Genomic DNA, 12,285 nt, shown 5'->3' on the forward strand with positions numbered 1-12,285 from the left:
TGGCGTCCCCACGGGGATTCGAACCCCGGTACTCACCGTGAAAGGGTGATGTCCTAGGCCTCTAGACGATGGGGACCGTGAACAACCGATTACTGCACTTGCAACTACTATTTTACTGCTTCACATTACTGCGACAAAACCACTGCCACACTTCAGAGTTGGTGGAGGTAAGCGGGATCGAACCGCTGACCTCTTGCATGCCATGCAAGCGCTCTCCCAGCTGAGCTATACCCCCGCAGCGCTGAAGTGCGAGCATTATATAGGACACCCTTGCATTTCGCAAACAACGTTTTGAGACGTTGCAACAGGGTGTCCACCCTGCCGTGTTACAGCCCCTTCTGCACGCGCTCCAGCACGACGTCGCGGCCAAACAGCTCGCACACCACATCGATCGCCGGCGTTTGCAACTGGCCCGTCAACAGCAGGCGCAGCGGCATGGCCAGTTGCGGCATCTTGAGGCTGTGGGCGGCCAGCACTTCCTTGATCATGGCTGCCAGCGCCGCCTTGTTCCACTCCACCGTGGCGCAGCGTTCGGCAAACAGCGCCAGCGCCGCGCGCACGGCTTCGGTCAGGTGCAGCGCCAGCTGCTCGGCGTCCGGCTGCGGATCGCGGTAGAACAGCATGGCCGAATCGGCCAGCTCGTTGATCGTGTTGGCGCGTTCTTTCATCAGGCCCAGCACGGTCGGCAGGGCTGGCGCGCCATCGAAGCGGGCGCCGTCGCATTCCAGCTTCGGCTTCGCCAGCGCAGCCAGGCGTTCGTTGTCAGCCGCCTTGATGTAGTGGTTGTTCAGCCAGTTGAGTTTTTCAGGATTGAACTGGGCCGCCGAGGCAGTCAGGTGTTCCAGGTTGAACCACTCGGTGAACTGCGCCATCGAGAACACTTCGTCGTCGCCATGACTCCAGCCCAGGCGCGCCAGGTAATTCAGCATCGCCTCCGGCAGATAGCCTTGTTCCGGATAATCCATGACGCTCACGGCGCCATGGCGCTTGGACAGCTTGGCGCCATCGGTGCCCAGGATCATCGGCAGGTGGCCGTACAGCGGCAGCTCGGCGCCGAGCGCGCGCAGGATATTGATCTGGCGCGGCGTGTTGTTGACGTGATCGTCGCCGCGCAGCACGTGGGTGATCTTCATGTCCCAGTCGTCGACCGCGACGCAGAAGTTATAGGTCGGCGTGCCGTCCGGGCGCGCGATGACCAGGTCGTCGAGCTCCTTGTTGCCGATCGTGATCGTGCCCTTGACCACGTCGGTCCACGTTACTTCGCCATCAAGTGGATTCTTGAAGCGCACTACCGGCTTGACGCCTTCCGGCACGGCCGGCAAGGTCTTGCCGGCTTCCGGACGCCAGGTACCGTCGTAGCGCGGTTTTTCGCCGGCCGCGCGCATGCGCTCGCGCATCGCCTCGACTTCGTCGGGCGCGCAGTAACACAGGTAGGCGGTGCCGGCCTCGAGCATGCCGGCGACCACTTCGCGGTAGCGGTCCATGCGCTGCATCTGGTAGAACGGGCCTTCATCGTGCTCCAGGCCCAGCCACTTCATGCCTTCGAGAATGGCTTGCACGGCTTCCGGCGTCGAGCGTTCGAGATCGGTGTCTTCGATGCGCAGGATGAAGGTGCCGCCGAAGTGGCGGGCGTAGGCCCACGAATACAGCGCGGTGCGCGCGCCGCCGACGTGGAGGTAGCCGGTCGGGCTGGGAGCAAAACGGGTGCGGACGGTCATGGCGGAAGCAATCAGGTAAAAGGCGTATTCTACCCCGATGCCCGGCCGGCCAGCACCACCGGTCAGCCTGGCGCCGCGCCCGCAGCAGCGGCGGCGCCGACCCGACGCGCATCGAGATACGCCGCCAGCGTCGCCACCGTTTGATATTCATGGAGAAGTGCCGAATTGATCGTCAGGCCAGGCTGGCGCTCGAATTCCAGCGTTACGGGCATCGCCGACAACGAGTCGAGGCCGGCGTCGGCAAACGCCTGATCATCGTCCAGCGTCTCGAGACCCGCATCCTGCAAGCCGTACAACAGGCAGCGCCGCACCAGCATCCGCGTATCGTGGGCCAGCAGCAGTCCAACGCCGGGCGCATCGGGCGGGCAGTCGCCCTGTTCCGGCGCCCGCCAGGCTATCAGCGCCGAACGAAAACCCACCGCCGCCGGGGCCACGATGCTGCCGACCAGGCCCATGTCGTGAAACGGCGGCAGCCAGCTGACCATCACGCTGGCTGCATCGAGGCCGGACGCGGCCTCGATCGCCACCACGTTGGCTGCCGGATTGGCATGACTGGCCTCTCCCCCCCCCCGCGCGGCGTCCGCGTCGAGCCTGACGTGTACTGGATGAAGGCCAGCGCGTGGGGGTCAATGGTTGGCTGCGGTACTGCTGCGGCTCACCCTCAGCCACGATGACGCTCCTGGCCCATGGCGCGGGCCGGCCGCCCGGCCCCGGCACGGGTACAGGCGTCGGCCACCAGGCGCGCGCCGCGCCGCAACTGGCCAGATGCGTGCTGCGCCATCAGTTGCAGGCGCAGGCGCGCGGCGCCCAGCGGCACGCCAGGAAATTCCACCGGGTTGACGAACACGCCTTCTTGCGCGAGCAGCATGCCGGCCACGCGCGCCGAGGCTTCCGAGCCGGTCCAGACGGACACGATCGGTGATGGCCCGCCCAGGCAATGCAGGCCGGCTGCCCCCAGCAGCGCGCGCAGTTCCACGGCATTGCGCAGCAGGTCGGCGCGCAAGGCGTCGCCCACGGCCGAGGTGGCGATGCCCAGGCTCGCCGTGGCCACCGCCGCCTGCACCGGCGAGAGCGCACTGGAAAACATGTGCGGTCCGGCGAACAGTTGCAACTGGCGCCGCGCCGACCGTTCGGCGCAGGCGACAAAACCGCCATTCGTGGCGAAGGTCTTGGACAAGCTGCCCATCACGATGTCGATCCGCCCCGTCATGCCCTGGCTGGCCATCACCCCGCCGCCGCCCGGGCCCAGCGCGCCGAGATCGTGCGCGACGTCCACCAGCAACGTGGCGCGGTATTCGCGGCACAGGTGCTGCAGCAGCGGCAGGTCGGGACTGTCGGCATCCATGCTGAACAGCCCTTCGGTCACGACCAGGATGCCATTGACCACGTCGGCCGCGCGGATGCGGGCGAGCTGCTCGCGCACGTGGTCGCAGTCGAGATGGCGGTGCACCAGCACGTTGCGCGTGGCCGCGGCCGCACCCTGGCGCAGCGAGGCGTGGGCCAGGGTGTCGATCACGATATGGTCGGCCCCGTGCACCAGCGCCGTGATGGCGCCGAAGGCGGCGGCCCAGCCGGTCGGGAACAACACCACCTGTTCCAGGCCGAGAAGCGCGCCGAGCGCCGCTTCGAGCACTTGCGAATGCCCCGTATTGCCCAGCAAGACGGCGGAGCCGGCGCTGTGCGGGCCGGCGTCGCACAGCGCGCGACGGGCCGCCTCGTGCACGGCCGGGTGGGCGGCCAGCGACAGATAATCGTGGGAGGCGAAATTGATGCCGCGCGTGGCCTGGCCATTGTGCTCGGCTACCTCGGCCACCGGCCCCGGCGCGCCTTCCGGCACGCGCGCGTACGGCCAGACGCCGTGACGCATGCGCAGCGTCACCCAGGCGTCGAGCGCGCCGCTGCGGCGCAGCAGGTCGGGGCCGCGCGGCTGCGCGAAGCGGGCGACGTTGCCATCGAGCGCGCCGGACATGCCAAGGGCGATCGGGTCGCGTGCTGGATCGAAGGGGATGGATTCATTGTGCACGGCATGCTCCTGGGCAGGTCGGTGATGGCGGAAAAAAACCGGAAAGGTGGCTGGCCGGGAGCGTCACGCCGGCAGCGTGGCGGACGGCGCGGCCGGCGGGATTGAGGATGTCTCGGGCGCTACCGAAAACGGCAACGCCAGGCGCGGCCCCGGCGCATCAGGGGCCTGCTCGCGCGCCAGCAGTGCCGCCACCAGCTCCGGCGCCAGCGGCCGGTCGAACAGATGGCCTTGGGCGGCGTCGCAGCCCATCGCGCACAGGTCGCCGAGCTGCTCGCTCGTCTCGACCGATTCGGCGATCACGGTCAGGCCGAGGCGATGCGCCATCGCCACGATGCTGTCGGCGATGGCATAGGCGCGCGCACGCCCTCCGGGCGCGCCCAGGCGGCGCACGAACAAGCCGTCGAGCTTGAGGATGTCGACCGGCAGCTCGCACAAATAATTCAGGCTCGAATAGCCGGTGCCGAAGTCGTCGATCGAGATCAACACACCGGCGCGGCGCAGCTGGTGAATCGGGGCGCAGTTCGCCGTCATGTCTTCGATCGGGATGCCTTCGGTGATTTCCAATTCCAGCAGCGCCGGCGGCATGTCCGTTTCAGCCAGGATCGCCAGCATGCGGCCGGCCATGCCGGGCTCCTTGATCTGGCGCGCCGACAGGTTCACCGCTGTCTTGACCGGCGGCAGGCCCGCGGCGCACCAGGCGCGGTTCTGCAGGCAGGCGCAGCGCAGCACCCATTCACCGATCGGCACGATCATTCCCGTTTCTTCGGCCAGCGGAATGAAGCGGCCCGGGTCGATGCGGCCATACACGGGATGCTGCCAGCGCAGCAGCGCTTCGACGCCCGTCACGCGCCGGTCGTGCAGCTCGACCTGGGGCTGGTACTCGATGAACAGCTGGCCCTGGATCAGCGCATCGCGCAAGCCATTCTTGAGCGCCAGGCGTTCGCTCAACGGCTGCGCGGGGGCGTCGGCGCCGCTCGCCGCGGCCCGGACCGGTGATGAGCCAGCTGACGGTTGGCGAGACGATCCCGCCCAGGTGCCAGCTGAGCCAGCTGAAATTGAAGAACAGCGCGCACAGGAACGCGTCACGCGCCGCGATCGCGCTGCCGCTCACGCGCAGTACCGGTAGCGCGGCCAGCATCAAGGCACTGCACAGCAGGACTTCCAGCGCCGCCATGTGCAGGCCGAGCGCCCAGTACGCCAGCGCGTACAGCGGCCCGGCGGTGCCGGCGCAGACGGCGGCGTTGACCACACTGGTGGCGCGCGCGCCCTGTGCGGCGTCCTGCTGCAAAGCTGCCGGGACGACGCGGCGCGCAATGCCCAGGCAGCAACCGGTCCAGCGAAGCGTGTTGTCGCTCATCGAAAAATCCCATTCCAGACGTGCCCGCCACGGCGATACCGGGCGCTCAATCTGAAAGTGTAGGTAGGGAGTTTCCGGGCGAGTTTATTTTCAAACAGATTGTCAGCAGGAAATTACTGACACGCTCACACGGTTTCGGGATGCGAAATGAACGACGCCCGCGCGCAACAGGGTTGCGTGCGGGCGCTAAAAAATATGCCTGGGCGTGGCGCCCGGGCAAGCTGGCTTTAGTCGTTCTTGACGACGATGCTCGGGAATTTGCTGCTCATGTCCTTGGCCTTGTCGGCGATCTTGATCGCCACCTTGCGCGCGATCTGCTTGTACACCGCGGCGACGGCGCCATCCGGATCGGCGACCACGGTCGGGCGGCCCGCATCGGCCTGCTCGCGGATCGACATGGTCAGCGGCAGCGCACCCAAAAAGTCGATGCCGAAGTCGGCGCACATTTTCTCGCCGCCGCCATGACCGAAGATTGCTTCAGTGTGGCCGCAATTGGTGCAGGTGTGGGTGCTCATGTTCTCGACCACGCCCAGGATCGGGATGCCGACCTTCTCGAACATTTTCAGGCCCTTGCGCGCGTCGAGCAGTGCGATATCTTGCGGCGTGGTGACGATCACGGCGCCCGTGACAGGCACTTTCTGCGACAGCGTCAACTGGATGTCGCCGGTGCCTGGCGGCATGTCGACGATCAGGTAATCGAGGTCGCGCCAGTTGGTCTGCTCGAGCAGCTGCTGCAACGCGCCGCTGGCCATTGGGCCGCGCCACACCATCGGCTCGTCGGGATCGATCATGAAGCCGACCGACGACACCTGGATGCCGTGGTTTTCCAGCGGCTCCATGCTCTTGCCGTCATTGGTCAGCGGGCGACCGCTCACGCCCAGCATCATCGGCTGCGACGGGCCATAGATGTCGGCGTCGAGGATGCCGACGCTGGCGCCTTCGGCGTGCAGCGCCAGGGCCAGGTTCACGGCCGTGGTCGATTTACCAACGCCGCCCTTGCCCGAGGCGACGGCGATGATGTTCTTCACGTTCGGCATGACCTTCATGCCGCGCTGGACCGTATGCGAAACGATCTTGCTGTAGGCGCGAATGGCCACGCCTTCGACGCCCGGCAGGGCCAATACGGCGCCGGCGGCCATCTGGCGCAGCATCTCGACCTGGCTGGCGGCCGGGTAGCCCAGCTCCAGCTCGAACGTGACCTGGCCGTTGTCAATATTGATATTCTTGATCGACTTGGTGGTGATGAAATCCTTGCCCGTATTCGGGTCGATCACGCCTGCCAATGCAGTCTTGATGTCGTTGTCAGTAATGCTCATGGTGCTCTCCGGGTGTTCTCCGATTAATATTGGGGCGAAGTGTAGCCTAAAACGGCTGGGCGGCCAGCCTGTTGGTTGCAAACCACCCCGAATACCCCCTGCGCGCACAGGGCCATCCGCTGGTAAAATGCTTCTTTTCATATAACCGAAGCGTTTCAACCATGACCCGCAAGCTGTTCGTCACCACCGCACTGCCCTACGCCAACGCTGCCTTCCATATCGGCCACATGATGGAGTACATCCAGGCCGACATCTGGGTCCGCTTCCAGCGAATGCAGCGCGAAGGCAATGCGCAGGGCGGCCAGAAACGCGAAGTGCATTTCGTCTGCGCCGACGATACCCACGGCACCCCGATCATGATCGCGGCCGAAAAAGAAAACATCACGCCGCAGGAATTCGTGGCCAAGATCGCCGCCGGCCGCGCCCAATACCTCGATGGCTTCCATATCGCCTTCGACAACTGGTACTCGACCGATTCGCCGGAAAACGTCGAACTCTCGCAAGGCATCTACCGCAAGCTGCGCGACGCCGGCCTGATCGTCACCAAGACCGTCGACCGTTTCTACGATCCGGTCAAGGGCATGTTCCTGGCCGACCGCAACATCAAGGGCGAATGCCCGGTGTGCCACGCCAAGGACCAGTACGGCGACAACTGCGAAGTCTGCGGCGCCGCCTACCAGCCGACCGAACTGATCAACCCGTTCTCGGTGTTCACCGGTTCCACGCCCGTACTCAAGCCGTCGGAACAATACTTCTTCAAGCTGTCGGACCCGCGCTGCTTCACGTTCCTCAAACAATGGCTGAACACCCCGGGCCGCTTGCAGCCAGAAATGGTCAACAAGGTCTCGGAATGGCTGGGCGAGTCCGGCGAAAAGCTGGCCGACTGGGACATCTCGCGCGACGCGCCCTACTTCGGCATCCCGATTCCCGATGCACCGGGCAAGTTCTTCTATGTATGGCTGGACGCGCCGGTCGGCTACCTGGCCAGCCTCAAGAACTACTTCGACAAGCAGGGCCTCGATGTCGAAGCGTTCCTGAACGACCCTGCCGCCGAGCAATTGCACTTCATCGGCAAGGACATCGTGTCGTTCCACCTGCTGTTCTGGCCGGCGATGCTCAATTTCTCTGGCCACCCGATCATCGACAACCTGAAGGTCGCCGTGCACGGTCACCTGACGGTGAACAATGAAAAAATGTCCAAGTCGCGCGGCACCGGCATTTCGCCGCTGCGCTACCTCGAACTGGGCATGAACCCGGAGTGGCTGCGCTACTACCTGGCCTTCAAGCTCAATGCCAGGGTCGAAGACCTCGACTTCAATGGCGACGACTTCGTGGCCCGCGTGAACAGCGACCTGATCGGCAAGTACGTGAATATCGCCAGCCGCTGCGCCGGCTTCATTGCCAAGCGTTTTGACGGCAAGCTGGCCGACAGTGTCTCGCCGCTGGGCCGCGACTGGATCTGCAAGGCGCTGATGCACGATGGCGCCGAGCGCCAGGCCTCGGTGGCTGCCAGCTTCGAGGCGCGCGAGTACGGCCGCGCGCTGCGCGAAATCATGGAAATCGCCGACGTCATCAACCAGTACGTCGACGAGCACAAGCCATGGATCCTGGCCAAGGACGAAGCCAAAACCGCTGAACTGCACGACGTGTGCACCACCGCGCTGATCTTGTTCCGCCAACTGACGATCATGCTGCAACCGGTGCTGCCGCAAGTGGCCGCGCGCGTCGCCGAATTTTTGGGCGACGCCGAACTGAGCTGGGCCGACACGCACGGCGCCGCCGTCTACGAATCGATGCTCGGCCGCACCATCGGCACCTACACGCACCTGATGCAGCGCGTCGATGCCAAGATGGTCGAGAACCTGTTCGACAAGCCGGCCGCCGCGCCAGTTCCTGTCGCGACGCCAGTCGCTGCGACAGCGCAAGCGCCGGCCACCGAGGCTGGCGGCGAGAGTGACATCGAGGCCCTGGCCCCGGACATCACGATCGACGACTTCACCAAGATCGACCTGCGTGTGGCAAAAATCGTCAATTGCGAACACGTCGAAGGCTCGACCAAGCTGTTGCGCCTGACGCTCGACGTGGGCGAAGGCCGTCACCGCAATGTGTTCTCGGGCATCAAGTCGGCGCACCAGCCGGAAGACCTGATCGGCAAGCTGACGGTGCTGGTGGCCAACCTGGCCCCGCGCAAGATGAAGTTCGGGATTTCGGAAGGCATGGTGCTGTGCGCATCCGCCGCCGACGAAAAAACCAATCCGGGTCTGTACCTGCTCGACCCGATGCCGGGCGCCACGCCAGGCATGCGCATCCGCTGATTTTCCACGCCGGCGCTGGCTTCGCGTACCACGTTGACGTGGCCGAACGCCAGCCGCCGCACGGCCCGGAACGCGATTTTCGGGGCCGGTACCGGGTGTACAATGCCATGTTTAAACTATGACAAGACGCCCCTACAAACTCTTTTGATAGGTAGCCAAGAACTATGACCGATTTGACTCCCCTGCGCCATATCCCGACCGCCAACGTGTTCCGCAAAGGCGACGTGTTCGTCCTGTTCGGCGAACTGTTCGGCCGTGGCTACGTGAATGGCCTGATCGACGAAGCGCGCGCCGCCGGCATGACGATCGTCGGCATCACCGTGGGCCGCCGTGACGAGACCGGCGCCCTGCGCGCACTCGATGCTGCCGAACTGGCCGAAGCCGAAGAAAAACTGGGTGGCCGCATCATCAACGTGCCGCTGATGGCCGGCTTCGACATGGACGCGCCGGATGGCGAAAAGAACCCGACCGAGATGCTGTCCGGAATCACGCTGAAGACATGGCAAGAAGAAAAGCTGGACTGGGCGCACATCGAGCGCTGCCGCGAAGCCGGCGTGCGCCGCTTCACGACCTCGGCCGCCACGGTGATGGCTGAAATCGACAAGCTGGTGCCGCAGGGCGCGAATGTCTTCTTCGCCCACACGATGGCCGGCGGCATTCCGAAGATCAAGGCCTTCTTGGCCATTGCCAATCGCATCTACAAAGGCCGCGGCGAGCGTTTCATGTCCTCGCGCGCCCTGCTCGACAGCGACCTGGGCAAATTGATCCTGATGAACTTCGATGAAGTCTCGGCCAACACGCTCAAATACCTGATCGACGCCTCCGCCACCATCCGCGACCGCGTCACGCAAGCCGGCGGCGAAGTGCGCTACACGGCCTACGGCTACCACGGTACCGAGATCCTGATCGGCGGCGACTACCACTGGCAGACCTATACCAACTACACGCAGGGCTATGCCAAGATGCGCCTGGAGTCGGTAGCAGAAGCGGCCTGGAAAGGCGGCATTACCGCCACCGTGTTCAATTGCCCTGAAATTCGCACGAATTCGTCGGACATTTTTGTTGGCGTGGAACTGTCGCTGTTCCCGCTGCTGGTGGCGCTCAAGCGCGAAGGCGGCGGCGCCTGGGCCGATGAGCAATGGCGCATCTGCGAAGAATTGCTGGGCGAAGGCACGTCGCTGCAACAGTTGCTCGACACCATCGAGGGCTATAACAACGACGCCACCAGCGCCGAGTTCCGCAACTTCGAAGCCTGGCCGATGGACAACACGCCGGCCCTCGCCGACGTGATGATCGGCACGTCAGAGGCGATCACGGCACTGCACAAGGACAAGAAGGCCCTGGTCACCGACCACCTGTCGAGCCTGGTCCTGGAAGGCGCCGGCCCGTTGATGTTCCATGGCGCGTCGGAAAAAATCGCCCCGGTGCTGTGGCTGAGCCACGACATCATCGCGCGCCAGCTGAACGCGCTGCACAAGTAACACTTGACGCCATCGGCGCGGGGTACAAGAATCTGCCCCGACGCCGGCGTCTTCAAGCCGCTTATCCCATAGCACCCACCGCACCCACGAAGCCCATCATGATCTTCTCGAAAAAACACGTGAACTACGAATCCGAGCACACCAAGTTCATCTCGGAACTGAAGAAACAGCACCCTGAAATGGATGCAGGCCAGGTGGCCGGCCGCGCGCTGCTGTGGGACAAGTCCCCGGTCTCGCTCGACGAACAGGCGCGCACCGAAGAGTCGCGCCTGCGCCAGCAAGCCTATCCGTACCAGAACAAGGTCTGAGGACGGACGCGCGCATGATGCCCGACGGGGCGGCTGACGGGCACGACGTGCCTGTTCAGCCCGCCATGGAAATACCGCATCCTGCGCCGGTCGACGCCACCCTGGCGCGCCTGTACGGCGAACCGCTCACGCGCTTGCCGAACGACCTGTATATCCCGCCTGATGCGCTCGAGATCTTTCTCGATGCCTTTGAAGGCCCGCTCGATCTGCTGCTGTACCTGATCCGCCGGCAAAACTTCAATATTCTCGATATCCCGATGGCGCAGGTCACCCTGCAATACCTCGTGTACGTCGAGCAGATCCGCAAGAGCAATCTCGAACTGGCCGCAGAATACCTGTTGATGGCGGCGATGCTGATCGAGATCAAGTCACGCATGCTGTTGCCAAAGCGCCAGGATGAATTGATCGACGACGCGGGCGACCCGCGCGCGGAACTCGTGCGGCGCCTGCTTGATTACGAGCAGATCAAGACCGCCGCCGTCGCACTGGGCAATGTGCCGCAAGAAGGCCGTGACTTTGTCCGGCCCGAGCTGTTCGTCGAACAGGGCCTGGTCCAGCCGCTGCCAGACGTCGATCCATGGGACTTGCAGCGCGCCTGGCTCGACGTGCTGCGCCGCGCCAAGCTGACCCAGCATCACCGGATCGGGCGCCAGGAACTGTCGGTGCGCGAGCATATGTCGGCCATCCTGCGCGCATTGCAATCGCAACGCTTCGTCGAATTCGGCGACCTGTTCGCGGGCCAGCATACCGTGCCGATCGTGGTCGTCCACTTCGTGGCCATGCTCGAGCTGGCCAAAGAAACCCTGATTGAAATTACACAGGCCGAACCGTTCGCACCGATTTACGTGCGCCTGGCCTATTCGCCGGCTTGATGCCGGCCTCTTTTCTCGCTATCCAATCATGAAAATCATCTCTTCCATTGACGAACTGCGCGACCAGCTCAGCGGCCAACTGCGCACGGCGTTCGTGCCGACGATGGGCAATCTGCACGAAGGCCACCTGTCGCTGATGCGCCTGGCCCGCCGTCACGGCGACCCGGTGGTCGCCTCGATCTTCGTCAACCGCCTGCAATTCGGTCCGAACGAAGACTTCGACAAGTATCCGCGCACGTTCCAGGAAGACGTGGCCAAGCTGGAAAAAGAAGGTGTGTACGTGCTGTTCGCGCCGACCGAGAAAGACCTGTACCCGGAGCCGCAAGAGTACCGCGTGCGCCCGCCCGATGGCTTGGGCAGTACGCTGGAAGGCGAGTTCCGTCCCGGCTTCTTCGAGGGCGTGTGCACGGTCGTCACCAAGCTGTTCTCGTGCGTGCAGCCGCGCGTGGCCGTGTTCGGCAAGAAGGATTATCAGCAGCTCATGATCGTGCGGAACATGGCGCGCCAGTTCGCAATGCCCACCGAAATCATCGGCGCCGAAACGTACCGCGCCGAAGACGGCCTGGCACTGTCGTCGCGCAACGGCTATCTGTCGAACGCGGAACGTGCCGAAGCACCGGCGCTGTACCAGCACCTGAACGCGGTGGCCGCCAGCGTGCGCGCGGGCGACCATGATATCGCGCAGGTCGAGGCGCGCGCCATGGCCGCGCTGGCCGAGCGGGGCTGGAAGCCCGACTATATCTCGGTGCGCAAGCGCAGCGACCTGCAGGCGCCGGCATCAAGCGACCTGGCCGGCGGCGCGCCGCTGGTGGTGCTTGCCGCAGCCAAGCTGGGCAACACGCGCCTGATCGATAATCTGGAAATTTGATCGATAACAAACATATACGATTGATTT

Annotated in this window: 11 protein-coding genes and 2 tRNA genes; 6 read left to right on the forward strand and 7 right to left on the reverse strand. The window is 64.4% G+C overall.

The genetic code is table 11. The annotated features are described in order from the left end of the window. The 6 genes from AB2N08_RS21130 to AB2N08_RS21155 form a co-directional block, all read right to left on the reverse strand. A tRNA-Glu gene (locus AB2N08_RS21130) sits at window positions 1–76 on the reverse strand. Window positions 77–159: 83 nt separating this feature from the next. Continuing rightward, window positions 160–235 (reverse strand) — tRNA-Ala (locus tag AB2N08_RS21135). Between the two features lie 91 nt (window positions 236–326). Further along, window positions 327–1,718: a glutamate--tRNA ligase gene (gltX, locus tag AB2N08_RS21140; protein WP_367612874.1), complete on the reverse strand. Its 1,392-nt coding sequence runs from the start codon at window positions 1,716–1,718 to the stop codon at window positions 327–329. 62 nt (window positions 1,719–1,780) lie between these two features. Continuing rightward, entirely contained in the window at window positions 1,781–2,248 is a 468-nt protein-coding gene (locus AB2N08_RS21145; RefSeq protein WP_367612875.1) for an acyl carrier protein, read from the reverse strand. A gap of 131 nt (window positions 2,249–2,379) precedes the next feature. Then, window positions 2,380–3,741 (reverse strand): aminotransferase class I/II-fold pyridoxal phosphate-dependent enzyme, encoded by a 1,362-nt coding sequence (locus AB2N08_RS21150; protein ID WP_367612876.1) that lies wholly within the window; start codon window positions 3,739–3,741, stop codon window positions 2,380–2,382. 63 nt (window positions 3,742–3,804) lie between these two features. Next, window positions 3,805–4,689, reverse strand: coding sequence for a putative bifunctional diguanylate cyclase/phosphodiesterase (locus AB2N08_RS21155; RefSeq protein WP_367612877.1), 885 nt, complete (start codon window positions 4,687–4,689; stop codon window positions 3,805–3,807). A 47-nt stretch (window positions 4,690–4,736) separates the two neighbouring features. On the opposite strand from AB2N08_RS21155, the gene AB2N08_RS21160 reads away from it, so the two are divergent. Then, a complete protein-coding gene (locus tag AB2N08_RS21160; protein WP_367612878.1) occupies window positions 4,737–5,153 on the forward strand; it encodes a hypothetical protein in 417 nt (138 codons plus the stop codon). A gap of 172 nt (window positions 5,154–5,325) precedes the next feature. Here the strand turns inward: AB2N08_RS21160 and apbC are convergent, their stop codons facing one another. Further along, window positions 5,326–6,414, reverse strand: coding sequence for an iron-sulfur cluster carrier protein ApbC (gene apbC, locus AB2N08_RS21165; protein WP_367612879.1), 1,089 nt, complete (start codon window positions 6,412–6,414; stop codon window positions 5,326–5,328). Window positions 6,415–6,575: 161 nt separating this feature from the next. Here apbC and metG point away from each other — a divergent pair, with 161 nt between their 5' ends. The 5 genes from metG (at window position 6,576) to panC (ending at window position 12,258) form a co-directional block, all read left to right on the forward strand. After that, on the forward strand, window positions 6,576–8,729 hold the full coding sequence (gene metG, locus AB2N08_RS21170; RefSeq protein ID WP_367612880.1) for a methionine--tRNA ligase: 2,154 nt from the start codon (window positions 6,576–6,578) through the stop codon (window positions 8,727–8,729). A 164-nt stretch (window positions 8,730–8,893) separates the two neighbouring features. Then, window positions 8,894–10,210, forward strand: coding sequence for an enoyl ACP reductase FabMG family protein (locus tag AB2N08_RS21175; protein WP_367612881.1), 1,317 nt, complete (start codon window positions 8,894–8,896; stop codon window positions 10,208–10,210). 98 nt (window positions 10,211–10,308) lie between these two features. Continuing rightward, the gene (locus AB2N08_RS21180; RefSeq protein WP_332531156.1) at window positions 10,309–10,518 is read left to right on the forward strand and encodes a DUF3460 family protein; all 210 of its coding nucleotides are present in this window, start codon (window positions 10,309–10,311) and stop codon (window positions 10,516–10,518) included. A 14-nt stretch (window positions 10,519–10,532) separates the two neighbouring features. Further along, window positions 10,533–11,390, forward strand: coding sequence for a segregation and condensation protein A (locus AB2N08_RS21185; RefSeq protein ID WP_370662443.1), 858 nt, complete (start codon window positions 10,533–10,535; stop codon window positions 11,388–11,390). Between the two features lie 28 nt (window positions 11,391–11,418). Next, window positions 11,419–12,258, forward strand: coding sequence for a pantoate--beta-alanine ligase (panC, locus tag AB2N08_RS21190; protein ID WP_367612883.1), 840 nt, complete (start codon window positions 11,419–11,421; stop codon window positions 12,256–12,258). The last annotated feature ends 27 nt before the right edge of the window (window positions 12,259–12,285 follow it).

The organism is Massilia aurea (assembly GCF_040790145.1).
Taxonomy (GTDB): Bacteria; Pseudomonadota; Gammaproteobacteria; order Burkholderiales; family Burkholderiaceae_D; genus Telluria; species Telluria aurea_C.